Origin of the sequence: Streptomyces sp. NPDC008137, from assembly GCF_042957035.1 — a bacterium.
Lineage (GTDB): Bacteria > Actinomycetota > Actinomycetes > Streptomycetales > Streptomycetaceae > Streptomyces.
On the sequence record NZ_JBIBHN010000003.1, the window covers coordinates 340,986 to 367,528 of the forward strand.

Consider the following 26,543-nt stretch of genomic DNA (forward strand, 5'->3'; position numbering starts at 1 on the left):
GGCTCCTGATGCCGGACCATCCGCTCCCGCACCCCGGCGCCGCACCACAGCCGCCGCCCCACCCCTTCACGGACCTCGCTCAGCCCGCACAGCAGCCGAGCCGCACCCTCCGGGTCGTCGTGGCGGACGACAACCCCGTCGTCCGAGCGGGCCTCACCGCGCTGCTCTCCGGCCGCGCGGACATCACGGTCGTGGCGGAGGCGACCGACGGCCGCCAGGCCTGCGAGGCAGCTCGCCGGCACCACCCGGACGTAGTCCTCCTGGACGTCCGCATGCCCGGCGTGGACGGCATCTCGGCCCTCCCGTATCTGGTGGGAATCGCCCCGGTCGTGATGCTGACGTACAGCAGGGAGTCGGAGATCGTCCAGGAGGCCCTGCGCCGAGGAGCGGGCGGCTACCTGGTCCACGGCGAGTTCACGGCCGACCAGCTGGTGGATGCCGTACGGGACATCAAACAGGGCAGGGCCCACTTCACCCCCACGGCAGCGCAGGCCCTGCTCGCCCAACTCCGCCAGGACCAGTCATCAAATGCGACTGCATACGGAATCACTACCTCCGCAAACGCGCATACCAATTCCCAAGAGCGGCCCCGACCAGCAGATTCACCTCTCTCCATCACCCCACCCTCACCCATTTCTTCACAAAACCTTTCGCAGGTGCAATCAAGTGTGGGACAGTCTTCATCCGGGTGGCCCGACAGGTCGCGGTTCCAACTGAGCGCGAGGGAGGCGGAGATCATGGACCTCATCGCGTCCGGCATGAACAACCAGCAGATCGCCGCCACGTGCTTCATCAGCGAGAAGACCGTCAAGAACCACATCAACCGCATCTTCGCCAAACTCCACAGCACCAGCCGCTCCGAGGCCGCCGCGAAATGGCTCGGCACGGCACCGGACTCATCCCGAGGGCTGGGGTGACCTTTGATGACGGAACGGACGAAGAGCCGGTCGATCCTCCACGATTGGGCCCGGAATTGGGCCCTGGGGCCCTCCCGCGGACGCCATGTTCCGCCGTACGTTCCCCCTGTCGAAAGCGACACAGCCGAAACCGGAGGGGAACACCATGAGCGACCTGATGCTGAAGACCGCCGTCGCGACCAAGGTCCGTGTGAACGGCTGGAAGAACACGACGACCGAGGCGATGCGCCGCCGCGCCGGCGACAGGGGACAGACGGCGGTCGAGTATCTGGGCATCATCGCGGTGGTGGTGGCGATCGTGCTGGCCATTACGGGAACCAGCATCGGTACGACGATCCTCAACAAGATCACGACTCTGATCAACCGGGTCGGGAATTGACGGGACCGCGTAGGTACGGCGACGCAGGGCAGGCCTTCCCCATCTACATCACGGTGGTGGGGGGCCTGCTCTTCCTTGCGCTCGCCTACTTCGCAGTGGGTCAGGCGACAGTGAACCGGGGCGGTGCCCAGACGGCGGCCGACGCCGCCGCGCTCGCGGCTGCTCAGGATGCCCGGGACGAGCTCGCGGACAAGTGGGTCGAGGCCGTTCTCGATCCCAACCAGTGGCAGGACATCTTCAACGGCGACGTACCACTGACTGGCGACCCATGTTCACGTGCGCATCAGCTCGCGGGCTGGAACGACGCCGACGTCCAGGGATGCTCGGGCAGCGGGCTGCCCCTGGGGTACGAGGTCGTTGTGCAGACTCGGACAACCATGGGGGAGTCGATCGTCCCCGTCACTGCGCAGAAGAAGTCGAGGGCCAATGCCACGGCCGTCATCGAGCCCCTCTGCGAGTTCAAGCTCCCTGCCGAGGGCGCGGGGGACAACTCGCTTCCCCGCCTCACTTGCGACGGCAAAGAGTGGGACCTGAAGCCGGACGATCTCACCGAGCTCCCGGAACCCGAGGATCTTTTCGACGTCCACCTGGCCGACTGAGAAGCGAACGACGAGTGATGAAGGAAGCGGAGAGATGAGCATGCGGTTCACTGAGAGGGCCCGCAGGAGGATGGTCGCGTTGTTTCTGGCGGCTGGGCTGGCCCTGGGGACGGCCAGTTGCGGTGATGGCGGCGACGACAAGAAGCCCGACACGTCGGCCTCCGCTTCCAAGGGGCGTGGCTCCGCGCCGAGCGCGCAGGAGGGGAAGTCGGAGGCGCCGCTGGCCGAACTCAAGGGCAAGGACGGCCTACTTCTCCAGATCACGTCCGCGCAACGGGACGCGGGCGGATTCGTCACCGTGAACGGCCAGTTCAAGAACGACGGTTCAGATTCGCTCACCATCCCGGCCGAACTGCGCGGTGACGAGACGGAGATCCTCAAGCACGGCACATCACTCGGCGGTGCGACGCTCGTGGACTCGACTGGGAAGAAGCGCTACTACGTGCTGCGCGACACCGACGGACGACCGCTGACGACAACGGGCCTCACCACGATCGAGTCCGGGCAGACCATCCCGGTCTTCCTTCAGTTCCCCACTCCGCCCACGAGCACCACTGACGTCATGCTCCAGGTCCCGACGTTCTCCAGCGCCCCCATCAAGATCTCCGGATGAGGCCGACCATGACCCCCATCCACACCCGACCGGCGCCCCCACGCCTCGCCCTGGTCCTCACCGCCGCCACCCTCATGGTCGCCACGAACATCTACGGCGCCGTCTCCGCTCACGCGGACGAAACCCCCGGCGTCCCTCCTGGCACCGAGGCTTCCCCCTCCGCCCCCGTAGAGGTCGATCCCAACGACCCCGACCTCAAACTCCCCGAGGGCGCCACCCTGGCCTCCGCCAAGGTCCTCGACATCAAACAGGTCGTAGAAGACCAGAGCGGCGACGAACGACGGGAAGACACCAACGCCGACGTCAAGTTCGCCCTCCAGGCCGAGGTTCTCTTCGGCAAAGACAGCGCGAAACTCGGCGCGGAGGCGAAGGCGCGTATCTCCGCGATCGCCGAGGAGATCAAGACGCAGAACGCGACGAAGATCCGTGTCTTCGGCTTCACCGACAACCTGGGCTCCTCCGCCCACGGCGATGTTCTGTCCCGGAAGCGCGCGGACGCCGTACAGAACGTCCTGGCCCAGGAACTGACCGACTCCAACGTCACCTACGAGGTACGCGGCTACGGCGAGCAGTACCCCATCGCGGACAACTCCTCGGAACCCGGCCGCAAGAAGAACCGCCGAGTCGAGGTCTCCTTCCCCCGCTCGGAGGGCTAGTTGTATGAGGGCTGGACGTTGGTGACGCCCGCCGACAAGCGTGAGGCTGGCGGCCGTCCGCCAGCTCCGCTGTGGGGCCGGTGGTAGTTGTAGTGGATGTTCCAGACAGCGATCGCAGCCGAGCGGGGTCCTCGCTGGTGAACTCCCGGGCGTAGAGCAGTTCCTCGGCCAGGATTCGCGGATAGCGCTCCACCTTCCCGTTGTGGCGGGGCGTGTAGGGCTTGGTCTTCTAGTGCCGTGACTGGCCACCGACGATGCGTGCGAAGTCGCCTGATCGGTAGCAGGCACCGTTGTCGGTGACGACTCGGTGGATGTGGGTGATGCCGTGTGCGGCGAACCAGACCTTGGCTCGGGCGAAGAAGGCCGCCGCGGTCGCTCCCTTCTCATCCGCGAGGGGCTCGGTGCAGGAGAGCCGGGAGAAGCCGTCGACGACCGAGTGGAGGTAGGTGTAGCCGCGTTTCGCGCCCGCTGACTTCGCCCGACCAGCGGCTCTGGCCTGATCGCTGTCGCGGCCGTGGACGCGCCACCCTCCGCCGTCAGGGATTCGGCCGACCCTCTTGACGTCCAGGTGGACCATGTGGCCGGGCCAGCGAGCGGTGATCTTCCCCGGCTTGCGGTTGTTGTCCCCGTTCGGGTCAATGAATCGGCGTCTGCCAAGGCCCAGTCGGGTGAGGTGTCGGGTGCGGCGGTTGATCGCAAAGCCGAGATCGGCCAGTTCGTCGGTGATCCGCTGGGCGGACCACTTGTGCTCGCGTCGCCAGGTCTCGATCTGCTCGATGACCCAGGCTGGTGTCGCGGTAGGGCTCGCGTGCGGTGTCGAAAGTCGGTCTTGCAACCCGACGTCTCCGTGACGTGGCCAGCGGTTGACCCACTTCGACGCGCACGCCCGGGAAGTTCCCATCTCTGCTGCGACGTGAGCGATCGGGCGGGTCTTGCAGCGCTCCACAAGACGTCGCCGGCCTTCGACTGAGAGAGGTGCGTTGGCGTGGGTCATCGGGTCTCAGCCGTTTCATTCTCAGCCGCGGTGACTTTGGCCGGTCGGAGCAGCCAGCGGAGCGCGACGAGGCCGAGGATGAGATGCAGGACGCTGGCTGCCGCCGCGGCGACGTGCAGTCCGGTAAGGAAGGCCGACTTGGCGTCGGTCACGGTCGCCGCTGTCAGTTCAGGCAGCTGGAGTGTCTCGTCGAGGGTTGGGGCGAGGTCGGGGCCTTGGAGGCGGAACAGCAGAGCTGCCAGCGAACCGAGCAACGCGATGCCGAGAGCATTGCCGATCTCGTTGCTGGTCTCCGCGATCGCGCCTGCGGATCCGGCGCGCTCGGGAGGGACTGCGGCAACGGCGGTGTCGGCGACGACAGCGAAGGAAATGCCATAGCCGAGACCCGCGACCGCGGTGGATGCGACGTACCAGCCGATTCCGCCTGTGATGGTGGTGGGCAGCAGCAGGAGCAAACCGGCGGCGATGGAGAAGTGGCACACGAGCAGCGCGGCGCGCTTGCCGACGCGGTCGACGACCAGCGGGGTCGCGATGCAGGTGGTGGTGAGTGCGACGGCTCCAGGCAGCGCCCAGAGCGCGGCCTGCAAGACGGGGACGTCGAGGACAGACTGCAGGTAGATCCCGGCCAGGTACGCGGCAGCTGACCATGCTGCGAGCGGCAGCAGACCGGTGATGACGGCGACGGTGAATATCCGGTCGCGGAAGAGTGAGAAGTCGATGAGCGGGTGCTCCAGTCGCCGTTGCCGTAGACCGAACCACGCCAGTACGGCAATGCCCGCGAGCACGGTGGCCATGGCGGTAACTGTCAGGCCTTGGGTGGCCGCGTGCTTGATGCCGTAGATCGCCAGCAGGAGCCCGACGGCGGAGGTCACGACGCTGGCGGTGTCGATCCGCCCAGGCCGGGTCGCCCGGACCTCGCCGAGCAGCACCGGTGCGAAGCAGAGGAAGCCGACGATGACGGGGAGGTTGATCAAGAACACCGATCCCCACCAGAAGCGTTCCAGCAGCACGCCGCCGATGACCGGTCCGATCGCGAAGCCGGCAGCGAATGCTGCGGCGAAGATGCCGATGGCCTGTGCGCGTCGCTTGGGGTCGGTGAACAGTTCGCTCAGAACCGCCAGCGCGGAGGGAAGCAGAGTCGCGCCGGCGATCCCCGTGACCGCGCGGGCGGCGATGAGCAGTTCCGGTGTGGGGGCGAAGGCAGCGGCAGCAGAGCCGAGGCCGAAGAAGGTCGCGCCGATCATGAGGAGCCTGAGGCGTCCGTAGCGGTCGCCGATGCTCCCGAACGCGATGAGCAGTGACCCTACGGCGAAGCCGTAGATGTCCAGGGTCCACAGTGCTTGGTCGGCACTCGGGCTCAGCGCCTGACTGACCCGGGGCATCGCGAGGAACAGGATGGATCCGTCCATCGAGACCAGCAGCACGGGGCCGAGGACGACGAGCAGACCGAGCCAGGCCCGGAGGTTACCGGCGTTGGTCGTGGGTGAGGGGTGTTGAGTCATGTCGTCAACGCTCCAGGCGCCTGGCCGTTGCATCCAGACACCTGATGTGGCTACACCCGGCAGGTGCACCCACACCACCGCGGACCATGTCTAGGCTCGTTGGTGTGGAGAGCTTCGGAGCATTCTTGAAGAGCCGCCGCGACCAGGTCACACCGGACGCGATCGGGCTACGCACCTACGGCAACAGTCGGCGCGTTCCAGGGCTGCGCCGAGAAGAACTGGCTCACCTCGCAGGCGTCAGCGCCGGCTATTACACGCGGTTGGAGCAGGGGCAAGCGGGCACAGCCTCGGCGCAGGTTCTCAACGCACTGGCCCGGGTGCTGGAACTGGACGAGGTCGAGACAGTCCACCTACACAACCTCGCCCGCCAGACCGACCGGCCCGGCCTCGCCGAACCGCCCGCCGAACATCCCCATCCTCGTGTGCTCGCGCTGCTCGACTCGCTGGGCGAGGCTACTCCCGCGATCGTGCTCGGCAGGCGCGGGGACGTGCTCGCCTGGAACCGCACGGGTCACGCGCTGCTCGCCGAACACATGGAATTCGACGCCCCTGCAGACCCAGCTCGTCGTCCCTCCATCCCGAGGATGTTCTTCCTCGACCCCCTCACCCGGGACCTGCACCGCAACTGGGACGAGCTCGCGCGCGTCCACGTCGCGTACCTGAGGCTCACCGCCGGCCGGTTCCCGACCGACGCACGACTGGCGAACCTCATCGGCGAGCTCACCATGCGCAGCGACCAGTTCGCCCAGATGTGGGCAACCGGAGAGGTCGCCGACTGCACCACCGGCGACATGCACCTGCAACACCCCACCGTCGGTACCGCGAGCATCGCCTACCAAGTGTGGCTCCAGCCCGACAGCCCGGACCACCGCCTCGAGATCTACACCCCCAACGACGCATCCTCAGCAGACGCGCTCCACCTCCTCACCCGTCACATCGCGGGCGAGGACGACTCCAACATCAAGGGGACCGAACAGCCCGCCGCTGGTCGAGGTCACGATCGATCCGTCAACAACCTCGCGCCTCGCGACAGGGGCGTCTGGCCATGACCTCGGCATCAGAGAAGGTGATCGGCCTTCCCCGCCTTGATCTCGAGAATCAGCGCACGGAGGGCTTCCCGGCTGTCGGTGAGGTGGTGTTCCTCCTGCCCGGCCACGGCGATATAGGCGTTGCCTTCGGGGTCGGTGCCTATGCGGAAGCAGTTGTTGCCCTCGGCGCAGTAGGGCTCTTCCCAGCTGATCTCGGCCATGGTGACTGCTCCTCAGAGTTGGTGTGCGATGCCGTGGATGAAGTCGCGCGATGCCTTCGAGTCGAGTGACCTGTCGTGCCACCAGTTCATGTGGGCACGGTACTTGGCGAGTTGGGACTCGGCATGGGTGAACTCCCCGCCATGGGCGGAGTCGAGTTGCACTGTGTCCAGTTGAGTGACGGCGCCGCTCGCGTACAGCACGGCATGCCCCGCCCCGGGGAATGCGCCGACCTCGACGGTCAGTACCCGGACGTCCACGTTGTCCCGTTCTGACATCTCGCACAGGTGCTGGAGCTGTTCTCGCGTCGCCCGCTGTCCGCCGAAGCGCATGCGCAGGGCCCACTCATGAACGTATGCGACGTAGCCGACGGGCGTCTCGCGTTCCAGGACCTGCTTCCGCAGCATGCGCTGACTTACTCGCAACTCCACCTCCGACGCGGGGAGCGGAGGCAGCGCGGAGTCGAAGATCGCGCGGGCGTATCCACTGAGCTGCAACAGCCCGGGGATGTGCACGGTCTGCAAGGTCCGCAACCGGGTGGCGTGCCACTCCAACTCCGCTACATCGAGCAGTCCTTGCGGCAGAGCCCCTCGGTACTGCTCCCACCACCCCCGTCGGCGCGACTCGGCCATGTCGACCAGCGCCTCGATGTACGCCTGGTCCGCGCAGTCGTAGTTGCTGGCGAGTATCCGGATGCGTTCGGGCGAGGTGGCGCGGATCCCCGACTCCATGTTGGACACCTTCGTACGGTCCAGCCCCAGCAGTCCGGCGGCGTACTCGGTGGTCCTGCCTGCCGCGAGCCGCATCCTCCGCAACTCGGCGCCCAGTCGCTGCTGGCGCTCCGTCGGCGCGGGCCGTGTCGACATCGGCACCATCCTCCCCTTGGTCGGGCTCAGTCTGCCCCGCCTGCTCCGCTCCTCCAAACCCAAAGGAGGCAATGTGTGAAGAATAGGTGGCACGTGTGCCACATCATCCTCTACGGTCAGTGATGGATCGACTACACACCCCTCCGTCAAACCGGAAGCGCATCACGCGAGCCCGCCCACTCACTCCTGCCCTGGGAGGGGCGGCCCGCGTCAGGGAGACGAGCCACCCGGCGGAGCCCGATCCACCCCGACAACCAAGGGAGTTGCCATGCCCGCACCCGGGACCACCTGCTCGCCCCCGCCCCACACCGTCACCGCCACCCCCGCGCCCCCGACCCCCGAAACCCTCGCCTACAGCCTCACGCTCCCGGCCGCGCTCCAGAGCCCGGCCATCGCCCGCGCAGCGACCCGGACGATCCTGGGAGCCCACGGCCTCGGAGACCTGACCGACGCGGCAGTGCAGGTAGTGAGCGAACTGGCCTCCTGCGCCTGCCGTTTCACCCCCACCGCGGAGATCTACGTATCCCTGCGCTACCGGGATTCCACCCTGCGCGTGATCCTCTACGACGGCCACCCGCGCCACACCAACCCCCGTCTCGCAGCCGCCTGCGACACCCACCGCCGCGCGGCCCTGCGCGTGCTCGCCTGCGTGGTCAGGGCATGCGGCGGCGACTGGGGCTTCGGCGACGCGCGCGAGCCCGGCGGCGGTACGCGCATGTGGGCGGCACTGCCCCACCAGAGCACCGGCGCCTATCTCGGCATGGCAGGTGTGCCACCGCACTAGGCCCGCCCTTGGGCCCCGATGTTGGGCCCAGGACCCATCCCGCCCACAGTCCCCTTCCTACGCTCGGGCCGTGTCGTAGCACGAAGGAGTGAGGGGGCATGGCCTTGTTCGGGGAGTGCCGGGACCTGAGTCCGCAAGGCCGTCAGCCCCGGGCAACCGCCGCACCGTGCACCGCTCACTCGCGATGGCCCTGGCTCTCACCCACGCGATCGGCGGGAAGAAAGGTCCGGCTGGCTCCCACTCACGACGACCTCCACCCGGGCGCCCTCCCGCACCCCCCACCCACTCATCACTCCGGATCCCGCCTCCACCACATGCCGCGCCCGCAACCGAGGCGCCCCCAGCCGCCCCGGCCGCATGGTGCGCACGGCGATGACGCGAAGGTGCCGATCGAGATAGGCGACATCGATCGGCATGCGCATCCGAAAGGTGTGCACGCTGTTGGCCGGGGAGAGCAGAAGCGCCCCGTCGACCGAGTCCCGCCCCAAGAGCCCCTTTGTGCGGGCCCGGTACGAGCAGGCGATCTCCAGCGGCACTCTGGCAGACGGTCCTTCACCACCCCCGTGCACGACCAACTCCCCATGCCCGTCCCGCCAGCGCCGCCCCATACGGGCCCACCTCCGACCGTGCCACCTGGCCTCTGTCACCTGCTGTCCGAACCCGAACGTATCCGCAGGGGAGTAGGCCTCACATAGGCCCATGGGCCAACCCCTTTACCGGGCCCTTTGCTGGTTCATGACTGAAACGCCCCGGCACGGCACTCCAACGGGCCGACAAATCACCGCGTTATGCAACCGTTACGGCTCATGTCGGTCGGCGAATCGCCGTTTTCTCCCCATACAACCCGCCAGTCGACAACCTTCACCCTGGTGCGGCCCCACCCCGCTGTATAGCTTTGGTTCGCTCAAGAGAAGCCTCGCCTCTTACCGGGAGCCGACCGTGAACCGCCGCCACACTCTCCTCGCAGCGCTCACGCTGACCGCCGCCGCGGCCCTGACGCTGTCCGCGTGCGGGAGCGATGACAGCTCCAAGAGCAAGGACAACGACAAGATCGCGGGAGCCGACACGGGAAGCGAAACGTCGGCTTCTCCGACCGCCTCCGCCGCGTCCGCCGCTGAACGACCGAAGATCGATCTTCCGTCCGACCTGTCCTACACCTTCGACTGGCCCAAGACAGGTGACAAGGACAAGGACGCGATCCTGGCGGACAGCGAGCAGTCCATCAAGGCTGTGGACTTGGCGATCGTCAATCAGGACGCGCTCGACAAGGCGTACCTCCACTACTACGAGGGCGAGGCGGCGGCCTCCACGCAGAAGTTCATCCAGAACTACGTCGACCACAAGGCGTCCATCACCGGTGTCTACCGCTTCTACGCCCCCGAAGTGGCCGTCGACAAAGACGGTACGGCGTCCCTCAGCTACTGCGAGGACCAGGGCAAGGCGTATGTGAAGTACCTCAAGACAGACAAGGTCAAGAAGACCGAGGTAACCGCCAAGAGCTACGTCATCTACCACACGTCGCTCAAGAAGAACGACAAGGGCGTCTGGGCGGTCCAGAAGATGGTTTCGCAGAGTGGGAGCCCCAAGTGCCAGCCGTGAGACGTCCGTCGAAGCAGCTGTCCACGGTGGTCATCGCCGGCATGTGCTGGTCTCTCCTCGCGCTTCCCGGCATGGCACGCGCTGACGACACCCTGGGTGGCGACACGCAGGGCGCCAACCAGGAGGCCAACGCCGGCAAGGACGGCACCGTCTCCGTAACCGTAGGTGGCGTCGTCTTCGACCGCTCCAAGAACGGCACCGGCGACTCCGCCGGAGCCCTGAGGGCGTCCACCTCCTGGACGCCACCGCCCTGCTGGTACGCCCCCAAGTACACGCCGGAGCAGCTACAGAAGACCCTGGAGCCGACCTGGGAGGCCGGTTCGACGGGATACGAGTGGGACGCCGAGCAGCGCGACCGCTACGTCAACGGGCACCCGTACAAGGACTTCAACAAGGACAAGACCGGCAAGGGCTACTTCTGGGACTCTTACGTCGACGAGGACTTCCCCCCGGGCTGGGACTCCTGCGATGAGGACATCTTCTGGGTGGACCAAGGTGACCCGCCGCCCGCCAACGTCCCGAACGCCGTCACGCCCAAGATCCTCGCCGACCTCGCCTACGCGGAGATCCGCGTCCCCGGCACCAAGGTCACCATGGCACCCGCCGCCGCGACCAAGGTCAACCTGCCGACCTGGGTCTGGCTGGACGCCGCCGACTTCAAGCCGGTCTCCGTCACCGCGTCCGTACCGGTCATCGGCATCACGGCGACCGCGACCGCCGTACCCCAGTCGCTCAGGATCGAACCGGGCACCAAGGACGCCGTGACCTACCCGGCCTCCGGCGTCTGCGAGATCAACGACGGCCGCATCGGCGAGCCCTACGCCAAGGGCAAGGCCGACCAGACCCCACCCTGCGGAGTCAGGTACCTGCGCTCCTCGGGCAACGGCACCTACCCGCTCCAGGCCACCGTCACCTGGAAAATCGACTGGACCGGCAGCGGCGGCGCAGGCGGCAACCTCCCCGACGGCACGTTCGGCGCCACGCAGGACGTCGTCGTGCAGGAAATCCAGGCCGTCAACCGCTGACGATCTGCGGAACCCACCAGCTTCGAGTCGCCACTCGTCGGTACATTCGGTACATAGGGCGCAAAATTCCTTGTTGGGTACGTCACCGCCCGGGTAGGAAGAGCAGCATGACCGAACTCGGCGCCGTCTTCCGCCCCCAGCTCGCCCCCGAGCGGCTTCGATCCGTCGCCCGCATCGCGGACGAGACCGCCCTCGAGCAACTCTGGCTCTGGGAGGACTGCTTCCGGGAAGGCGGTATCTCCACCGCCGCCGCGGCCCTGGCCTGGACCGAGAACGTACGGATCGGCGTAGGGCTCCTGCCCGTGCCCTTGCGGAACGTCGCCATCACGGCCATGGAGGTCGCCTCGCTGCACCGGATGTTCCCGGGGCGGGCGATCGTGGGTGTGGGGCATGGGGTGCAGAGCTGGATGGGGCAGGTGGGGGCGCGGGTCGAGTCGCCGGTGACCTTGTTGCGGGAGCATCTCGTCGCGCTGCGCGCGCTGCTGGGCGGCGAGCGGGTGAGCACCGACGGACGGTACGTCAGGCTCGACGACGTCGGCCTTGACTGGCCGCCGGAAGACACGGGAGCCGGCGTGCTGGCCGGGGCCACCGGGCCGCGGTCGCTGCGGCTCACCGGGGAGGCCGCCGACGGGACGATCCTCACCGCCTCCACCAACGCCGAGGGCGTGCGGAAGGCACGGCAGCTCATCGACGAGGGGCGGGAGGCAGCCGGGCGCGGGGACGGGCCGCACCCCGTCGTCGTCTATCTGCTCACCGCCACCGGTGCCGGCGCCGCCGACCGGCTCCGTGCCGAGCTGGCCGACGAGGGGGACGAGTCCGTTCAGGATCTCGGGGTCGCCGGGGACGCCGGTGCCGTCGCCAAGGCCGTCGAGCGGCTGGCCGAGGCCGGGGCCGACACCGTGGTGCTGCAACCGACCGGGGACGAGCCCGACCCGGAGGGGTTCGTGCGGTTCGTCGCCGAGGAAGTGCGCCCGTTGGTTCCCTGAGAAGCCTGGCTGTCAGTGGTGGCTGCCACACTCCGGGCATGAGCGAAGACGACGTGGACGTGCGCCTGCGAGACGTGGTGGAAGCCGATCTGGAGTTCTTCCTGGCGTACGAGCACGATCCGGAAGCTGCCCGGCGGTCCAGGTTCACGCCCCGGCCGCGCGACGCGTTCATGCGGCAGTGGAAGGCCAAGGTACTCGGGGACGACACCGTTTTCGTGCAGACCGTGACCGTGGACGGAGACGTCGCCGGCAGTGTCGTCGCCTGGTGGGCCGGGGACCGCCGCTTCCTCGGGTACTGGCTCGGACGCCCGTACTGGGGACGCGGCATCGGCGGCCGGGCCCTGGCCCTCTTCCTGGAGCGGGAGCAGAACCGGCCGCTGTACGCCGACCCCCACAGTGGGAACACCGGCTCCGTTCGGCTCCTGGAGAAGCAGGGCTTCCGACGTGACGGCGTCGTCCGGCACGGAGACGACGAGCATGTCGTGCTGGTCCTCTCGTGAGGCCGCACCGCACCTTCGAGGACCTCGTCGCCGAAGGGGCCTCCGCGCCCACGGAAGGCTGGGACTTCTCCTGGTTCGAGGGGCGGGCCACCGAGGCGCGGCCGTCCTGGGGGTACGCGACGTCGATGGCCGCGCGGCTGGGGCGGGCCAGTGCCGTGCTCGACATCCAGACCGGGGGAGGGGAAGTCCTCGACTTCGCCCTTGCTCAAACGGGCCCCACGCCACCCCGGCTCGCCGTCGCCACCGAAGGCTGGCCGCCCAACGTCGCCAAGGCGACCGCCCTGCTCCGGCCGCGCGGAGTCGCGGTCGTCGCCGCCTCCGAGGACGCCCCGCTGCCTTTCGCCGACGGTGCCTTCGACCTGGTCGTGAGCCGGCATCCCGTCCGTCCGCACTGGGACGAGATCGCCCGGGTCCTCCAGCCCGGAGGGACCTATTTCGCCCAGCACGTCGGGCCGGCCAGCGTCTTCGAACTCGTCGAGTACTTTCTCGGGCGCCAGCCGGACGACGTGCGCGGCGGACGCAGTCCCGACCGTGAGCGCGCTGATGCCGAGGCCGCCGGGCTCGACGTCGGCGATCTGCGGGCGGAGCGGCTGCGGATGGAGTTCCACGACATCGCCGCGGTCGTGCACTTCCTGCGCAAGGTGGTCTGGATGGTGCCCGGCTTCACCGTCGAGGCGTACGAGCCGCAGCTCCGCGCGCTGCACGAGCGGATCCGGGCCGAGGGGCCCTTCGTCGCCCACAGCACCCGGCACCTCTTCGACGCCCGCAAGCCGGGCTCACCCTCTCCCCGCCGCCGCTGATCACGCGTGCGGCCCCACCGTCACCTTCCCCACCACCAGTTCGGCCGTCGCCTCCATCACCTCGCCCACCCGCTCCGCCTGCTCGCCCAGCTCCCGTTCCTGCCGTGCCGTCAGCGGGCCGAGCGGCTCGACCGTGACGGTCGTACGACGGCCCCGGCGCCGCTGGTGCCACACCCCCGCCGCCACACCGTCGACCAGCAGCACCGGATAGTTGCCCGCCTGCCCGCCCGCGAGGGCGCGCTGGGACGCCTCCCCGGGGAAGAGCCGCTCGCGGGGCTGCCCGGCGATGACGTACGCGTCGAAGTAGGGGAGCAGCCGCACACCCCGTGCTGGCCCGTCCGGAAAGGCGGTGTCACCCGCCGCCACCCACGCCGGTGTCCCCTCGAAGCCGACCTCCTCGATGCGGTCCGCGGCTGCCAGCTCGCCGAAGAGAGTGGTGGCCCAGGCGGACGGGGCCGCCAGCCACTTGGCGAACTGCTGGGGGGTGGCCGGCCCGTAGGCGTGCAGATAGCGGCGCACGAACGTGCCCAGCGCCCCGCCCCCGGACTCCGCCCCGCCCCCGGACTCCGCACCGCCCGCGGACTCCGCACCGCCCGCGGACTCCGCACCGCCCGCGGACTCCGCACCGCCCGCGGACTCCGCACCGCCCCCGGACTCCGCACCGCCCCCGGACTCCGCACCGCCCCCGGACCCCGCACCGCCCCCGGACCCCACCCGCGGCGGGCGTGTGTACGTCGCCTTGCGGCCGCGGTTGGGGCCGAAGCACAGCGTGCCCGCCCAGCCCGCCCGGTGCATCACCTGCCGCCAGCGCGGCCACAGGTCCTGGAACGCCGGCATCACCCGATCACCGGCCCACGGGCCCGTGCGGGCGACGATCTCCTCGGTCAGCTCGTCGAGGGTCAGGTACCTGCCGTCGAGTGCGTCACCGATCGCCGTCACGACCTGGCCGGCTTGCTCCTCGGTGAGCCGCACCTCGGGCGGGAAGGGGCTGGGGGCGGTCGGAACCGCCGTCAGGGCGGCCGACCAGAGGGGGAGTTCACGCGCCGGGAGCAGATGGACCGTGCCGCGCGGACCGTACGTCTTGATCAGGGACCGGTCGTCCCAGAGCGCCGTGCGTACGTCCGCCCGCGTCATCCCGGCCGTCCGCACCCCCACCGAGACCTCGGCCGCCGACAGCACCTGCGCGTGCGCTCCCGCCATCGCGCCGACCACCTCGGCGACCGGCGTGCCGCTCCCGGCCGGCCTGGCGAGGAACTGCCGCTCCGCCCGCCGTGCGCTCGCGGAGTCCCATGTGATCCTCACGGTCGTCGTCATGGGGTGACGTTAGGCGCGAATGGGGACAGAAGTTGTCCTCTTGGGCCCTCCCAGGTGGGTCACTCCTTTCACTCACTCCACTTGCGCAACTTCCGTCGATGTTTTTCACATCGTTACCGCCCGCGGCTCGCCTTCGGCGCCGCCCCTCGCGTAAGTTCAGACCAAGGTAATTCGCGTCAGCAAAGCTGCGCGGGCGGTACCGCGCAGTGGAGGGGGCTGCGCGGTGCCAGGGCCTCCCTGTTGAGGCGGCGGCGAGGCCGCTCCGGGGTCAAGTCGGCGTTCGCAGCCCGGTCACCCGTCGGGGGGACGTCGGGGGCAACTCGCCGAGCGGACCCCAAGATGTGTCAAATCCCCCGACCGTTGCCCAGTGGCGCCCGATTTCGCTGCGTATCGGCCGTGTTTCGGTCAAGAACAAGCCATGAGCGAGCGCTTCCGCGGGTCATCGCCCCGTCGTCGGTCGACTCCGGAGAGTAGTTGTGGCACGCCGATGCACGCGGCATCCCTCACGAAGGGTTATGGTGGAAACCCCCCCCTCGGGCCGGTCCGTCTCCCCCCCCACGGACCGGCCCGATTTCTTTTTGCGCGCGAGCGGGCCGGAACACCGGCCGGAATCCTTCGTTCCACACCCATGGGCGGCCCGCGGGCCCGGCGGGGGTAGGCTTCGCCTCCGGGGACTGCCGCACGGGCAGGGACCGCCCGCGGCCACGACCGGGCCGCACATCGCGGCCTGTCCGATCCTTACGGAGGGGCTGACTATCACGTGAACCTGCGCGACAAGCTGCGTGGCCTGCTGGTCAGGCTGTACGCACGCCGGGTGGAAGGTCACCTGGACCACGCTCAGGTGCCCAAGCACATCGGCGTCATCATGGACGGCAACCGGCGCTGGGCGAAGGCAGCCGGTTCCAGCACCGTCGACGGTCACCGGGCCGGTGCCGGAAAGATCGAGGAATTCCTCGGCTGGTGCAGTGAGACCGACGTCGAGGTCGTGACCCTCTGGCTGCTGTCCACGGACAACTTCGACCGGCCCCAGGAGGAGCTCGGCCCGCTGCTCGGCATCATCGAGGACGTGGTGCGCACCCTGGCCGCCGACGGCCGCTGGCGTGTGCACCACGTGGGCACGCCCGACCTGCTGCCCTCCGGGATGCAGACGGTGCTGAAGGAAGCCGAGGAGACCACCGCGCACGTCGACGGGATACTGGTCAACGTCGCCATCGGCTACGGCGGCCGCCAGGAGATCGCCTACGCCGTGCGCTCGATGCTGCTCGACGCCCAGGAGAAGGGCACCTCGATGGAGGAGCTCGCCGAGGCCGTCGACACCGACATGATCGGGCGTCACCTCTACACGAGCGACCAGCCCGACCCCGACCTGGTGATCCGCACCAGCGGCGAGCAGCGGCTGTCCGGATTCATGCTCTGGCAGACCGCGCACTCCGAGTACTACTTCTGCGACGTGTTCTGGCCGGCCTTCCGCAAGGTCGACTTCCTCCGCGCCATGCGTGACTACGCCGCCCGCCACCGGCGCTTCGGCGGCTGAGCCGTACAACGCTGAACATTTCCGGGGGGCCGTGCGGTGCCCGGCAGCCGCCTGGGCACCGTGGTCGCCGCACGTCGTAACGCTTCCCGGTACCCCACAGAAGACACACGTAACACGGAGTTCACCGGCTCGCCGTCATATGCCGTGGCATGGCGACGCTCGTTCGAGGGCATAAGTCAGTCAGGTCGACGCCCGAACCACGGGTGTCGGATCTCAGCGGACGGCACGGGGCCGTCCGCCCGGGAGGCCCTTTGCACCAGCCCGATCGTGCGGTCACAGCACGGATGAAGAGGCGGGAGGGCCGGTTCTCGGCCCGCGCAGGGCGGCCGACGACCGGTCGGGATTTTTCCCACCCCTCCCGGTCCAGCTTCCACTCCGTCGCTCCCCGACCTCATCCGAGGGGGTACGTCCTTCCGTGGTGACCAGCACAAAGCGCCACAAGCCAGACCGGCGCACCTATGTCCTCGACACCAGCGTTCTGCTGGCCGACCCCAACGCCCTGAGCCGCTTCGACGAGCACGAGGTCGTGCTCCCCATCGTCGTGGTGACGGAACTGGAGGCCAAGAGGCACCATCCCGAACTCGGCTACTTCGCCCGGCAGGCCCTGCGTCTGCTCGACGACTACCGGATTCGCCATGGCCGCCTGGATTCCCCGATTCCGATCGGGGACCTCGGCGGGACCGTCCGTGTCGAGCTCAACCACTCGGACCCCAGCGTGCTGCCCAGCGGCTACCGCCTGGGGGACAACGACTCCCGCATCCTCGCGGTCGCCCGCAATCTGCAGGCCGAGGGGTTCGACGTCACCGTCGTGTCGAAGGACCTCCCGCTCAGGATCAAGGCGTCGTCCGTGGGGCTCCTCGCCGAGGAGTACCGCGCGGAACTCGCCATCACGGACTCCTCCGGCTGGACCGGAATGTCCGAACTGACCCTGCCCGGCGAGCAGGTGGACATCCTCTTCGAGGAGGGGCACGTCCACGTTCCCGAGGCCGCCGAACTCCCGGTGCACACGGGCCTGACCATCCAGTCGGAGCGCGGCAAGGCGCTCGGCAGGGTCACGCCCGAGGGCAACATCCGGGTCGTACGCGGGGATCGTGAGGCGTTCGGCATCAAGGGCCGCAGCGCCGAGCAGCGGATCGCGCTCGATCTGCTGCTCGATCCGGACGTCGGGATCGTCTCCATGGGCGGCCGGGCCGGCACCGGCAAGTCGGCGCTGGCGCTGTGCGCGGGCCTGGAGGCCGTGCTGGAGCGCCGTCAGCACCAGAAGGTGATGGTCTTCCGTCCGCTGTACGCGGTGGGCGGGCAGGAGCTCGGCTATCTGCCCGGCTCCGAGGCGGAGAAGATGAGTCCCTGGGCGCAGGCCGTCTTCGACACGCTGTCGGCGGTCACCAGCCGGGAGGTCATCGAGGAGGTCACCGCGCGCGGGATGCTGGAGGTGCTTCCGCTCACGCATATCCGGGGGCGTTCGCTGCACGACGCGTTCGTGATCGTGGACGAGGCGCAGTCACTGGAAAGGAATGTGCTTCTCACCGTTCTGTCCCGGATCGGGGCCAATTCACGGGTGGTTCTCACCCATGACGTGGCCCAGCGGGACAACCTCAGGGTCGGCCGGTACGACGGTGTCGTCGCCGTCGTCGAGAAGCTGAAGGGCCATCCGCTCTTCGCGCACGTGACCCTGACCAGGTCCGAGAGGTCCCAGATCGCCGCCCTTGTGACCGAAATGCTCGAAGACGGGCAGATCTGACCGTCCCGCCCCAAGCGGTGGTGGTTACGCAGTAGTTGGCGCCGTCCGGAAAGGCAAAGAGCCTAGCCGGGCGGCGCCTTCGCGCGCGGTCCTTTCCGTGAAACTCCTGGGCCAAACGGGATGTGAGCTTTCACACCCGGCACAGAATTGCCTTGCCCCGTCGCGTTGCGGCAGAGTCTCACTCCTGTCAGGCCCCGCATACGACACACCTGTACCCCCAGCGGTACGGCACCACCGAAGCAACAGCATCAACTGCATAGCGATGTCGTATGCCGCCCGCGCACCACGCGGCGCTCCCTCCCGAGGGAGTCGCCCACCGGGCCCGTGCCTCCCGTGACCCGTAGTTGGGGAGGCCAGTGTCAGGGGCACGATTGCGTCCGCGAGGGTCACCGAAGCGGGCGATGCTGGAAGGAAACCGTGTGAGCCGGATCTCGGTCCGGGGATTCGCAGTGGCCTCGGCCACGGCGGTCACCGCTGTCGGAAGCGTCGTCGGCGTTGCCTCGGGCAGCACCGCGCAGAACAACGACGCCGAAGCGACGGCAAACGGCACCACGTTGCTCGCGGACATCCCCTCGGGTCAGCAGGCCCAGGTGCAGACCGCGTCGCTGACGCAGCAGGCCGACGTACAGGCCATCGCCGCCGACGTGAGCGCGAAGAAGGACGCCGAGGAGGCCGCCCGCAAGGCCGCCGCCGAGACGGCCATCGCGAAGAAGGCGGCCGCCGAGAAGGCGGCGAAGGAGGCCAAGGAGCGCGCGGAGGCCAAGGAGGCCGCTGCCAGCCGCTCCAAGGACATCTCCGACATCCCCGTCTCGAGCTCCTACACGATCGCGCAGATCCAGGCCATGGCGCGGCAGATCGTGCCCTCCGGTCAGTTCCAGTGCTTCAGCAACATCGTGGACCACGAGTCCGACTGGAACTACAAGGCCGTCAACCCCTCCTCCGGGGCCTACGGCATGTTCCAGGCGCTGCCCGGCACCAAGATGTCGTCCGCCGGCGCCGACTGGCGGACCAACCCGGCCACCCAGATCAAGTGGGGCCTCGGCTACATGAACGACCGTTACGGCAGTCCGTGTGACGCCTGGTCGTTCTGGCAGGCCAACAACTGGTACTGAGCCACCCGGCCTTAGGCCGCAGTCATCTCTTCGCGCGAGCCCCACACCGTCGTACAGGTGTGGGGCTCGCGCGATGTACGGTCGGGTCATGTCGCGAGTGCCAGGGTGGCTCGGCCGGCTCGGCGCCGGACTGACCGAGATGAGCGAGCAGTGGAACGAGCGCCGCGCCGAGGCCGAACGGGAGCGCGGCGACGCCGAGTCCCGGGCGGGGGCCGACGAGTACGTGCCGCCGCCCCCGGACTACGCGCCCGACGTTCCCGCCCGGCCCGACCCCGCGCAGGCCGTGCCCTGGGGGGTGCGGGTCGCCGCGGAGGCCGCCTGGCGGCTGCTCATCCTCGCGGGCACCCTGTGGGTGCTGATGCGGATCATCAGCGCCGTCCAGCTGGTGGTGCTGGCGTTCGTGAGCGCGTTGCTGATCACCGCGCTGCTCCACCCGACCGTGGGGAGGCTGCGGCGGCTCGGAGTGCCGCGCGGGCCGGCCACCGCGCTGACCGCGATCCTCGGCTTCGTCATCATGGGACTGATCGGCTGGTTCGTGACCTGGCAGGTCATGGAGAACATCGACGATCTCTCGGGCCAGATCCAGGACGGCATCGACGAGTTGCGGAACTGGCTGCTGAACAGCCCTTTCCACGTCACGGACAAGCAGATCAACGAGATCGCCGCGAACCTGCGTGAGGCGGTCGGCGCGAACACCGACGCGATCACCTCGGCGGGCCTGGAGGGCGTGACGGTCGTCGTCGAGGCGCTGACCGGGATCCTGCTGGCGGTCTTCTCCACCCTGTTCCTGCTCTACGACGGCAAGCGGATCTGGGAGTGGACGCTGAAGCTGGTTCCGGCGGCGGCGCGGCCGGGAGTGGCCGGGGCCGGGCCGGCCGCGTGGCGGACGCTGACGGCGTATGTGCGGGGCACGGTGATCGTCGCGCTGATCGACGCGATCTTCATCGGGCTGGGGATCTACTTCCTCGATGTGCCGATGGCCGTGCCGCTGGCGGTGTTCATCTTCCTGTTCGCGTTCATCCCGCTGGTGGGCGCGGTGGTGTCCGGGGCGCTGGCGGTGGTGGTCGCGCTGGTCACCCAGGGGGTGTTCACGGCCGTCATGACGCTGGTGGTGGTGCTCGCGGTGCAGCAGATCGAGGGCCACATCCTGCAGCCGTTCATCCTGGGGCGGGCGGTGCGGGTGCATCCGCTGGCGGTGGTGCTGTCCGTCGCGTGCGGGGGCATGGTGGCCGGGATCGGCGGTGCGGTGGTCGCCGTGCCGCTGGTCGCGGTGACGAACACGGTGGCCGGCTATCTGCGGTCGTACTCACGGGGGTCGGCGCTGCGGCACTCGGTACGGCCGCGGGGCGCCACGGCGGTGAGCGCCGAGCCGCCGCCCGCGCCGGACCCGCCGTCGGAGTCGCCCTCGAAGTAGCCCGGGACATGAAGCAGTCCGGGACATGAAGCAGGGCCCCGTCCACCATGCCCAGGTGACGGGGCCCTGCGGTTCATCTGCCCGTGGCCGGAGTTACTCCGCCAGGACCGCCTCGGCGTCCAGCGTCACGCCGACCGCCTGGATCACGGACGCGATCTTGAAGGACTCCTGGATGACGTCGCGGTCGATGCCGGCCTTGCGCAGGACCTGCTCGTGCGAGTCGAGGCACATGCCGCAGCCGTTGATGGCGGAGACCGCGAAGGACCAGAGTTCGAAGTCGACCTTGTCGACGCCGGGGTTGCCGATGACGTTCATCCGCAGGCCCGCGCGCAGGGTGCCGTACTCGTGGTCCGAGAGCAGGTGGCGCGTGCGGTAGAAGACGTTGTTCATCGCCATCACCGCGGCCGCGGCCTTCGCCGCCGTGTAGGCCTCCGGCGACAGGTTCGCCTTCGCCTCCGGCTCCAGCTCGCGCAGCACGATCGGGGAGCGCGAGGCGATGGCCGTGGCCAGCACCGTGCCCCACAGCTGCTGGGCCGGCAGGTCGGAGTTGCCGATGACCGAGCCCAGGTTGAGCTTCAGGTCCTTGGCGTAGTCCGGTATCGCGGACTTGAGGTTGTCGAGGGACATCTCAGATCACTCCCCGGAGAGCAGCGCGACGGGGTCGAGCGTCTCGTCGCCCTTGCTCCAGTTGCAGGGGCAGAGCTCGTCGGTCTGCAGGGCGTCCAGGACCCGCAGGACCTCCTTCGGGTTACGGCCGACCGAACCCGCGGTCACCATCGAGAACTGGATCTCGTTGTTCTGGTCCACGATGAACACCGCGCGCTTGGCGAAGCCGTCCTCGCCCTCGATGCCGAGGTCGCGCATGAGCTCGTGCTTGGAGTCGGCCATCATCGGGAAGGGCAGGTCACGCAGGTCGTCGTGGTCCTTGCGCCAGGCGTGGTGGACGAACTCGGAGTCACCGGAGAAGCCGAGGACCTGCGCGTCGCGGTCGGCGAACTCCTCGTTCAGCTTGCCGAAGGCGGCGATCTCGGTCGGGCACACGAAGGTGAAGTCCTTGGGCCAGGCGAAGATGACCTTCCACTGACCCTCGTAGGTCTTGTGGTTGATCTGCTCGAACTCCGCGCCCTTCTCCAGCGAGACGCAGGCGGTCAGGTCGAACTCGGGGAACTTGTCACCGACGGTGAGCACACACTCTCCTTGCAGCGAAGAAACACCCGGATTGCGGGTGTTTCCCATGGGTTGGACTGTGTTGATGTTGGCACAGCCTCGATTGATTACGGAAATAGCTACACTCGGTCGGGTTGATCGGAGGTAGTTATTAGTGACTGTGGGTAATAAGCGCAGGCAGCCCAGCCTGGCCCAGCTGCGTGCCTTCGCGGCGGTGGCCGAGCATCTGCACTTCCGGGACGCCGCCGGGGCCATCGGCATGAGCCAGCCCGCCCTCTCGGGCGCCGTCTCGGCGCTGGAGGAGACACTCGGAGTGACGCTCCTGGAGCGTACGACGCGCAAGGTGCTGCTCTCACCCGAGGGCGAGCGGATCGCCGTACGGGCCAAGGCGGTGCTGGGCGAGGTGGGCGCGCTGATGGAGGAGGCCGAGGCCGCGCGGGCCCCGTTCACCGGGGTGCTGCGGCTCGGGGTGATCCCGACGGTGGCGCCCTATCTGCTGCCCACGGTCCTGCGGCTCGTCCACGAGCGGTATCCGCACCTCGACCTCCAGGTGCACGAGGAGCAGACCGCCAGCCTGCTCGACGGTCTCACCAGCGGGCGGCTCGACCTGCTGTTGCTCGCAGTTCCGCTCGGCGTCCCGGGCGTGACCGAACTGCCCCTCTTCGACGAGGACTTCGTGCTGGTCACCCCGCTCGGCCACGGGCTCGGCGGGCGCGAGGGCATTCCGCGCCAGGCGCTGCGCGAGCTGAACCTGCTGCTGCTGGACGAGGGGCACTGTCTGCGTGATCAGGCCCTCGACATCTGCCGGGAGGCGGGGCGCGACGATGTGCCGGTCACCACGACCGCAGCCGGGCTGTCCACGCTGGTGCAACTCGTCGCCGGCGGGCTCGGGGTGACGCTGCTGCCGCGCACGGCCCTCACGGTCGAGACCTCCCGCAGCGACCAGCTCCTCACCGGGTATTTCGCCGACCCGGCCCCCACCCGCCGGATCGCTCTGGCGATGCGGACGGGGGCGGCGCGCGGCGGGGAGTACGAGGAACTGGCGCACGCGCTGCGTCAGGCGCTCCGGTCGGCGCCCGTACGGGTGCTGGACCGGAACGCCTGAACGTTCGGCCGGAGCCCTATTCGGTGCGCAGGCCGTCCGGCCGCATCAGCTTCAGCAGCGGCGGGAGGCTGAGCAGCGTCACCACCAGGACGACCCCCGCGCCGATGCCGGTCATCGACAGCACGCTCGGCCAGTCCACGCGGACGGACGTGTCCGTCATCCGCAACAGGACCGCGCCCAGGGCCATGCCCACCGTCGCGGCGAGCAGCAGGCCCAGCCCGATCGGGATCGCCGTCTGCCACAGCACCGACAGGCCGAGGGTGCGCCGCCGGGTACCGAAGGCCACCAGGGACGACAGCAGCTTGCGGCGTTCGCGCAGCTGCTCCAGCTGCGAGACCAGCAGGCTCGCCCCGATCAGCGCCAGCACGCAGGCGGCGCCGACGGACAGGCCGGTGCGGATGGTGGCGTAGCGGTCGTTGCTCTCGGTGCTGTGCCACGTCATCGGCTCGACGGCCGGGGCCAGCCGCGCGGCCGTGTTGCGCACGTGGTCGTACGCGTCCGGCACCGAGAGGTCCAGGCTCAGGAAGAGCCGCGCGGAGGTGGCCGCCGCGAGCTTCTCGGGCAGCGCGCCGGGCGTGACCAGGATGCCGCCGCGCTCGTACCCGGTGGGATCCTCGCGGGACTGGGCCGGGCGGATGTCCTGCGGCACGGTCCAGGGGATCGGGCGCTCGTCCGGGCGGGCAGTCTCCTCGTCCGGTTCGCTCCACAGGGTCGTGCCGGGCTTGGCCAGGTGGTCGCTCTCGCTCTCGTACTCCGAGCCCTTGGCCGCGAAGACGTCCCCGTCGCGGCAGGAGGGGAGCGTGGCCACCTCCCGCAGCGACGCGCAGTCGGCCATGGTGATCTGGACGAAGGAGTCCTCGCTGCGCCGGTCGCGCAGATAGACGTCCGACAGGGCGGTGACCTTGCGCACGCCCTCGGTGTCGCGGTACTTGCCGATGATGGCCGGGGGGTCGTCACCGTCCGGCACGTCCACGCTCATCTGGGCCCGGGAGACGTCGTACCGGGATGCCTTGGTGTACTGGCCCTCCACTCCGGCGAACAGCATCTGCAGGGCGATCGCCCCGGCCACCGCCACCGCGATGCCGTTGACCATCCGGGCCGCCGCGCCACTGCTCAACTGGAGCCTGCGCACGGCCAGCTGCCAGGCGATCCCGCCCGACCCGAGCCGGGCCACGACCGTCTCCACCACCCAGGGGAGCAGCGCCGTGACGCCGATCAGCAGGAGCATCACGCCGCCGACGACGAGGTACTGGTTGAAGTTCCCGCCGTCGTCGCCCTGCCCGATCATCGGGTAGAGCATCGCGAGCCCGCCCACCGGCAGCAGCAGCCGCCACCACAGCCGGCGGCGGGACGGCTTGGCCGTGCGCACCACACCGAGCGGCTCGATGACCACTCCGCGCAGCGCGAAGAGGGTCACGAGCACGGCGGCCGTCGGCACCGCCAGCGCGACCAGGACGGCCAGCACGGGCGAGGGGTTCAGATAGCTCGGGAACACGCTGACGTGGAACACCGCGGCGGAGGCCGCCAGTTCGCGTCCGAGCAGGAAGAACCCGGTGCCGAGGACGAGCCCCAGCACCGAACCGGCGAGCGCCTCGCCGGCGGCGATCCGTCGCGTCATCCGGCTGTCGGAACCGACCAGCCGCAGCGCCGCCAGCCTGCGGTCGCGCCGCTCGCCGCCGAACCGCACGGCCGCGGCGATGAACACGGCGACCGGCATCAGCAGCACCACGAAGACGACCAGGACCAACAGGAGCAGCACCGGGTCCCAGGGATCGGACGGCGCCAGGTCCGGGTTGCCGAAGCTGTCGATCCGGGCCCCGCCGGCGGGTCCCTCCAGCAGCTTCGCGAGCGCCTTGCCGCCCGCGAAGTAGGCGAGTTCCTGCGAGCCGACGAGCCCCTGCTCGCCGATGGTGCCCGCGATGCGGTAGTCCAGCCGCTCCCGCAGCAGCTTGCCCTCGTCGGAGGAGAGCAGTTCCTTCAGCGCGGGGGAGACGACCATCTCGCCCGCCGCCGGGAACTCCGCGACTCCGGGCGGCAGCGGGGCCTGAGGCCCCTCCGGCTCCAGCAGCCGCCCTCGCACGTCCAGGTCCCGGAACGTGGTGTCCGCGTCCACGACCATCAGCGTGTCGTCGGCCTTGGGTATCTCCTGCTGGCCGATGGTGTGGTCGCTGCGCGCCTCCTCGCGCCGGTCCCGCTCCGCCAGCGCGTTCGGGATGGCGGTGGTGAGCAGCAGCAGCGCCACGCCGAGCCCGACGCCGACGGCCGTGAGCAGCGCCCGGGTCCATCCCTCGCGTCCGCCGGCGAAGGCGTACCGGGTGCCCATCGCCAGGTCCCGGCTCCACTGCCGTGCGCTCATACGACGCGCTCCATGTCCCGGGACTTCCCGTCGCGGACGACGATCTCGCGGTCGGAGTAGGCGGCGACCCGCGCCTCGTGCGTGACGAGCACCACGGCCGCGTTGGTGGACCGGGCGGCCTCGGTGAGCAGTTCCATCACGCGCTCGCCGTTGAGCGAGTCGAGCGCGCCGGTCGGCTCGTCGGCGAAGATCACCCGAGGGCTCGTCACCAGCGCGCGGGCCACGGCGACGCGCTGCCCCTGACCGCCGGACACCTCGCCGGGCCGCTTCTTGCGCAGCTCGTCGACCTCGAGACGTTCCATCCACGCCAGCGCGGTCCGCTCGGCCTCCTTGCGGGAGGTACCGTTCAGCCGCAGCGGGAGCGCGACGTTCTCCACACAGGTGAGTTCCGGCACGAGCTGGCCGAACTGGAACACGAACCCGAACTCGGAGCGTCGCAGCGCACTGCGCTCGGCGTCGCTCATCGAGGTCACGTCGCGCCCGCTGTACGTGATCGAGCCCGAGTCGGGCATGACGATCCCGGCGAGGCAGTGCAGCAGCGTCGACTTGCCCGAGCCGGACGGGCCCATCACGGCGACGACCTCACCCGGGTGGATGGAGAACTCGGCGCCGTCGAGCGCGGTGGTCGGGCCGTACGCCTTGCGCAAGTTCTGCGCGGTGAGCAGCGAACCAGCGGGAATGGTCATCGGGTCAGAGCCTCACGGAGTTTTTCGAGTCGGGCCGCGGTCAGTTCCAGCCAGCGCAGGTCGGCCTCCAGGTGGAACAGGGCGTGGTCGCAGATGAGCTGGTCGGCCAGGTCGCCCTTGCGCTTGCGGTCGGTGAGGATCCGCATGCCGCGCAGGTGCTCGGAGCGCTGGGTGTCGAGGATGTCGGCGGCGTCGCGGTGGGTGAGCAGGGCGAGGACGACCTTGGTGTAGAGGGTCGACTGGAGGTACGGCTCCGGCTTCTCCGGGGTGGCGAGCCAGCGCTCGACGTCGGTGATGCCGGCCTCGGTGATCGCGTACCGCTTGCGCTCGGGCCCGTCGCCCGCCTCGATGCCGTCGACCTCGACGAGCCCGTTCTTCAGCAGCCGGGACATCGTCGAGTAGACCTGGCCGTAGTGGAGCGGCCGGTCGTGACCGAACTTCTCGTCGAAGGCCCGCTTCAGGTCGTAGCCGTGGCGCGGGCCGGACTCCAGGAGTCCCAGGAGGGTGTGACCGATGGACATGCCCCGCACTCTACACACCGTGTATACGTTGCATGTATACGCCGGGTGTGCAGTGCATGGTGGGGTGTGCGGGAGCGCAGGTCGGGGCTGGTTGTCACAGTTCTGCGACACCCAGCCCGTCCGGCG

Annotated in this window: 27 protein-coding genes and 1 pseudogene; 17 read left to right on the forward strand and 11 right to left on the reverse strand. The window is 69.2% G+C overall.

Going from position 1 to position 26,543, the window contains the following annotated elements; genetic code table 11:
• Positions 1-8: 8 nt before the first annotated feature.
• The 5 genes from ACFZBT_RS07555 to ACFZBT_RS07575 all read left to right on the forward strand — a co-directional run bounded on the left by ACFZBT_RS07555 (position 9) and on the right by ACFZBT_RS07575 (position 3,164).
• Positions 9-917 (forward strand): response regulator, encoded by a 909-nt coding sequence (locus ACFZBT_RS07555; RefSeq protein WP_391099572.1) that lies wholly within the window; start codon positions 9-11, stop codon positions 915-917.
• Positions 918-1,062: 145 nt separating this feature from the next.
• Positions 1,063-1,296: a Flp family type IVb pilin gene (locus tag ACFZBT_RS07560; protein ID WP_391099574.1), complete on the forward strand. Its 234-nt coding sequence runs from the start codon at positions 1,063-1,065 to the stop codon at positions 1,294-1,296.
• On the forward strand, positions 1,293-1,895 hold the full coding sequence (locus tag ACFZBT_RS07565) for a pilus assembly protein TadG-related protein (protein ID WP_391099577.1): 603 nt from the start codon (positions 1,293-1,295) through the stop codon (positions 1,893-1,895). The genes ACFZBT_RS07560 and ACFZBT_RS07565 overlap by 4 nt, the downstream gene beginning before the upstream one ends.
• A 34-nt stretch (positions 1,896-1,929) precedes the next feature.
• Entirely contained in the window at positions 1,930-2,508 is a 579-nt protein-coding gene (locus tag ACFZBT_RS07570; protein WP_391099580.1) for a hypothetical protein, read from the forward strand.
• 8 nt (positions 2,509-2,516) lie between these two features.
• The gene (locus ACFZBT_RS07575) at positions 2,517-3,164 is read left to right on the forward strand and encodes an OmpA family protein (protein WP_391099582.1); all 648 of its coding nucleotides are present in this window, start codon (positions 2,517-2,519) and stop codon (positions 3,162-3,164) included.
• Here ACFZBT_RS07575 and ACFZBT_RS07580 read toward each other — a convergent pair.
• Together ACFZBT_RS07580 and ACFZBT_RS07585 are read right to left on the reverse strand one after the other, a co-directional pair.
• A pseudogene (locus tag ACFZBT_RS07580) lies at positions 3,161-4,158 on the reverse strand (IS481 family transposase). The gene ACFZBT_RS07575 and the pseudogene ACFZBT_RS07580 sit on opposite strands and share 4 nt — an antisense overlap.
• On the reverse strand, positions 4,155-5,660 hold the full coding sequence (locus tag ACFZBT_RS07585; RefSeq protein WP_391099585.1) for an MFS transporter: 1,506 nt from the start codon (positions 5,658-5,660) through the stop codon (positions 4,155-4,157). The pseudogene ACFZBT_RS07580 and the gene ACFZBT_RS07585 overlap by 4 nt, the downstream one beginning before the upstream one ends.
• A gap of 86 nt (positions 5,661-5,746) precedes the next feature.
• Between ACFZBT_RS07585 and ACFZBT_RS07590 the strand changes: the two genes are divergently transcribed.
• The gene (locus ACFZBT_RS07590) at positions 5,747-6,709 is read left to right on the forward strand and encodes a helix-turn-helix domain-containing protein (protein WP_391099588.1); all 963 of its coding nucleotides are present in this window, start codon (positions 5,747-5,749) and stop codon (positions 6,707-6,709) included.
• An 8-nt stretch (positions 6,710-6,717) separates the two neighbouring features.
• Here ACFZBT_RS07590 and ACFZBT_RS07595 read toward each other — a convergent pair whose 3' ends face one another.
• Both ACFZBT_RS07595 and ACFZBT_RS07600 read right to left on the reverse strand, forming a co-directional pair.
• The gene (locus ACFZBT_RS07595) at positions 6,718-6,909 is read right to left on the reverse strand and encodes a hypothetical protein (protein WP_391099590.1); all 192 of its coding nucleotides are present in this window, start codon (positions 6,907-6,909) and stop codon (positions 6,718-6,720) included.
• Between the two features lie 12 nt (positions 6,910-6,921).
• Positions 6,922-7,773, reverse strand: a complete 852-nt coding sequence (locus ACFZBT_RS07600; RefSeq protein ID WP_391099593.1) for a Scr1 family TA system antitoxin-like transcriptional regulator — start codon at positions 7,771-7,773, stop codon at positions 6,922-6,924.
• A 268-nt stretch (positions 7,774-8,041) separates the two neighbouring features.
• Between ACFZBT_RS07600 and ACFZBT_RS07605 the strand changes: the two genes are divergently transcribed.
• Positions 8,042-8,557: an ATP-binding protein gene (locus tag ACFZBT_RS07605; RefSeq protein ID WP_391099595.1), complete on the forward strand. Its 516-nt coding sequence runs from the start codon at positions 8,042-8,044 to the stop codon at positions 8,555-8,557.
• A gap of 197 nt (positions 8,558-8,754) precedes the next feature.
• On the opposite strand, the gene ACFZBT_RS07610 is transcribed toward ACFZBT_RS07605, so the two are convergent.
• The gene (locus tag ACFZBT_RS07610) at positions 8,755-9,165 is read right to left on the reverse strand and encodes a DUF192 domain-containing protein (RefSeq protein WP_391099597.1); all 411 of its coding nucleotides are present in this window, start codon (positions 9,163-9,165) and stop codon (positions 8,755-8,757) included.
• 331 nt (positions 9,166-9,496) lie between these two features.
• Between ACFZBT_RS07610 and ACFZBT_RS07615 the strand changes: the two genes are divergently transcribed.
• The 5 genes from ACFZBT_RS07615 to ACFZBT_RS07635 all read left to right on the forward strand — a co-directional run bounded on the left by ACFZBT_RS07615 (position 9,497) and on the right by ACFZBT_RS07635 (position 13,467).
• Entirely contained in the window at positions 9,497-10,156 is a 660-nt protein-coding gene (locus ACFZBT_RS07615) for a hypothetical protein (protein WP_391099599.1), read from the forward strand.
• On the forward strand, positions 10,144-11,181 hold the full coding sequence (locus tag ACFZBT_RS07620; RefSeq protein ID WP_391099602.1) for a hypothetical protein: 1,038 nt from the start codon (positions 10,144-10,146) through the stop codon (positions 11,179-11,181). Before ACFZBT_RS07615 ends, ACFZBT_RS07620 begins: the two co-directional genes overlap by 13 nt.
• A gap of 107 nt (positions 11,182-11,288) precedes the next feature.
• The gene (locus tag ACFZBT_RS07625) at positions 11,289-12,167 is read left to right on the forward strand and encodes an LLM class flavin-dependent oxidoreductase (RefSeq protein WP_391099605.1); all 879 of its coding nucleotides are present in this window, start codon (positions 11,289-11,291) and stop codon (positions 12,165-12,167) included.
• A gap of 38 nt (positions 12,168-12,205) precedes the next feature.
• Positions 12,206-12,667 carry a GNAT family N-acetyltransferase gene (locus ACFZBT_RS07630; protein WP_391099607.1) on the forward strand — a complete coding sequence of 154 codons (462 nt, stop codon included), beginning with the start codon at positions 12,206-12,208 and terminating at the stop codon, positions 12,665-12,667.
• The gene (locus ACFZBT_RS07635; RefSeq protein WP_391099609.1) at positions 12,664-13,467 is read left to right on the forward strand and encodes a methyltransferase domain-containing protein; all 804 of its coding nucleotides are present in this window, start codon (positions 12,664-12,666) and stop codon (positions 13,465-13,467) included. Before ACFZBT_RS07630 ends, ACFZBT_RS07635 begins: the two co-directional genes overlap by 4 nt.
• On the opposite strand, the gene ACFZBT_RS07640 is transcribed toward ACFZBT_RS07635, so the two are convergent.
• A complete protein-coding gene (locus tag ACFZBT_RS07640) occupies positions 13,468-14,781 on the reverse strand; it encodes a DNA glycosylase AlkZ-like family protein (protein WP_391099611.1) in 1,314 nt (437 codons plus the stop codon).
• 760 nt (positions 14,782-15,541) lie between these two features.
• Between ACFZBT_RS07640 and ACFZBT_RS07645 the strand changes: the two genes are divergently transcribed.
• The 4 genes from ACFZBT_RS07645 (at position 15,542) to ACFZBT_RS07660 (ending at position 20,582) form a co-directional block, all read left to right on the forward strand.
• Positions 15,542-16,315 carry an isoprenyl transferase gene (locus tag ACFZBT_RS07645; RefSeq protein WP_391099613.1) on the forward strand — a complete coding sequence of 258 codons (774 nt, stop codon included), beginning with the start codon at positions 15,542-15,544 and terminating at the stop codon, positions 16,313-16,315.
• Positions 16,316-16,730: 415 nt separating this feature from the next.
• Entirely contained in the window at positions 16,731-18,056 is a 1,326-nt protein-coding gene (locus tag ACFZBT_RS07650) for a PhoH family protein (RefSeq protein WP_391099615.1), read from the forward strand.
• Positions 18,057-18,475: 419 nt separating this feature from the next.
• Positions 18,476-19,168, forward strand: coding sequence for a transglycosylase SLT domain-containing protein (locus ACFZBT_RS07655; RefSeq protein ID WP_391099617.1), 693 nt, complete (start codon positions 18,476-18,478; stop codon positions 19,166-19,168).
• Between the two features lie 88 nt (positions 19,169-19,256).
• Entirely contained in the window at positions 19,257-20,582 is a 1,326-nt protein-coding gene (locus ACFZBT_RS07660; RefSeq protein WP_391099619.1) for an AI-2E family transporter, read from the forward strand.
• Positions 20,583-20,675: 93 nt separating this feature from the next.
• Here the strand turns inward: ACFZBT_RS07660 and ACFZBT_RS07665 are convergent, their stop codons facing one another.
• Both ACFZBT_RS07665 and ACFZBT_RS07670 read right to left on the reverse strand, forming a co-directional pair.
• The gene (locus ACFZBT_RS07665; RefSeq protein WP_215118847.1) at positions 20,676-21,209 is read right to left on the reverse strand and encodes an alkyl hydroperoxide reductase; all 534 of its coding nucleotides are present in this window, start codon (positions 21,207-21,209) and stop codon (positions 20,676-20,678) included.
• A 6-nt stretch (positions 21,210-21,215) separates the two neighbouring features.
• Positions 21,216-21,770 (reverse strand): peroxiredoxin, encoded by a 555-nt coding sequence (locus ACFZBT_RS07670; RefSeq protein WP_184590931.1) that lies wholly within the window; start codon positions 21,768-21,770, stop codon positions 21,216-21,218.
• Positions 21,771-21,903: 133 nt separating this feature from the next.
• On the opposite strand from ACFZBT_RS07670, the gene ACFZBT_RS07675 reads away from it, so the two are divergent.
• Positions 21,904-22,854: a LysR substrate-binding domain-containing protein gene (locus tag ACFZBT_RS07675; protein ID WP_391099623.1), complete on the forward strand. Its 951-nt coding sequence runs from the start codon at positions 21,904-21,906 to the stop codon at positions 22,852-22,854.
• A gap of 16 nt (positions 22,855-22,870) precedes the next feature.
• Here ACFZBT_RS07675 and ACFZBT_RS07680 read toward each other — a convergent pair whose 3' ends face one another.
• The 3 genes from ACFZBT_RS07680 to ACFZBT_RS07690 are packed head-to-tail and all read right to left on the reverse strand — an operon-like array spanning position 22,871 to position 26,417.
• Entirely contained in the window at positions 22,871-25,210 is a 2,340-nt protein-coding gene (locus ACFZBT_RS07680) for an FtsX-like permease family protein (RefSeq protein WP_391099625.1), read from the reverse strand.
• Entirely contained in the window at positions 25,207-25,896 is a 690-nt protein-coding gene (locus ACFZBT_RS07685) for an ATP-binding cassette domain-containing protein (RefSeq protein WP_391099627.1), read from the reverse strand. Before ACFZBT_RS07685 ends, ACFZBT_RS07680 begins: the two co-directional genes overlap by 4 nt.
• Complete coding sequence (locus ACFZBT_RS07690) at positions 25,893-26,417, reverse strand: helix-turn-helix transcriptional regulator (RefSeq protein ID WP_391099629.1); 525 nt, start codon at positions 26,415-26,417, stop codon at positions 25,893-25,895. Before ACFZBT_RS07690 ends, ACFZBT_RS07685 begins: the two co-directional genes overlap by 4 nt.
• Positions 26,418-26,543: the final 126 nt, after the last annotated feature.

Bases quoted from the DNA above. Each gene is read 5' to 3' on its own strand.
- ACFZBT_RS07555 (WP_391099572.1), top strand. From the start codon at position 9: ATGCCGGACCATCCGCTCCCGCACCCCGGCGCCGCACCACAGCCGCCG.
- ACFZBT_RS07600 (WP_391099593.1), bottom strand. From the start codon at position 7,773: ATGTCGACACGGCCCGCGCCGACGGAGCGCCAGCAGCGACTGGGCGCC.
- ACFZBT_RS07605 (WP_391099595.1), top strand. From the start codon at position 8,042: ATGCCCGCACCCGGGACCACCTGCTCGCCCCCGCCCCACACCGTCACC.
- ACFZBT_RS07560 (WP_391099574.1), top strand. From the start codon at position 1,063: ATGAGCGACCTGATGCTGAAGACCGCCGTCGCGACCAAGGTCCGTGTG.
- ACFZBT_RS07625 (WP_391099605.1), top strand. From the start codon at position 11,289: ATGACCGAACTCGGCGCCGTCTTCCGCCCCCAGCTCGCCCCCGAGCGG.
- ACFZBT_RS07570 (WP_391099580.1), top strand. From the start codon at position 1,930: ATGAGCATGCGGTTCACTGAGAGGGCCCGCAGGAGGATGGTCGCGTTG.
- ACFZBT_RS07685 (WP_391099627.1), bottom strand. From the start codon at position 25,896: ATGACCATTCCCGCTGGTTCGCTGCTCACCGCGCAGAACTTGCGCAAG.
- ACFZBT_RS07690 (WP_391099629.1), bottom strand. From the start codon at position 26,417: ATGTCCATCGGTCACACCCTCCTGGGACTCCTGGAGTCCGGCCCGCGC.
- ACFZBT_RS07585 (WP_391099585.1), bottom strand. From the start codon at position 5,660: ATGACTCAACACCCCTCACCCACGACCAACGCCGGTAACCTCCGGGCC.
- ACFZBT_RS07680 (WP_391099625.1), bottom strand. From the start codon at position 25,210: ATGAGCGCACGGCAGTGGAGCCGGGACCTGGCGATGGGCACCCGGTAC.
- ACFZBT_RS07575 (WP_391099582.1), top strand. From the start codon at position 2,517: ATGACCCCCATCCACACCCGACCGGCGCCCCCACGCCTCGCCCTGGTC.
- ACFZBT_RS07590 (WP_391099588.1), top strand. From the start codon at position 5,747: ATGTCTAGGCTCGTTGGTGTGGAGAGCTTCGGAGCATTCTTGAAGAGC.
- ACFZBT_RS07660 (WP_391099619.1), top strand. From the start codon at position 19,257: ATGTCGCGAGTGCCAGGGTGGCTCGGCCGGCTCGGCGCCGGACTGACC.
- ACFZBT_RS07665 (WP_215118847.1), bottom strand. From the start codon at position 21,209: ATGTCCCTCGACAACCTCAAGTCCGCGATACCGGACTACGCCAAGGAC.
- ACFZBT_RS07640 (WP_391099611.1), bottom strand. From the start codon at position 14,781: ATGACGACGACCGTGAGGATCACATGGGACTCCGCGAGCGCACGGCGG.
- ACFZBT_RS07630 (WP_391099607.1), top strand. From the start codon at position 12,206: ATGAGCGAAGACGACGTGGACGTGCGCCTGCGAGACGTGGTGGAAGCC.
- ACFZBT_RS07595 (WP_391099590.1), bottom strand. From the start codon at position 6,909: ATGGCCGAGATCAGCTGGGAAGAGCCCTACTGCGCCGAGGGCAACAAC.
- ACFZBT_RS07610 (WP_391099597.1), bottom strand. From the start codon at position 9,165: ATGGGGCGGCGCTGGCGGGACGGGCATGGGGAGTTGGTCGTGCACGGG.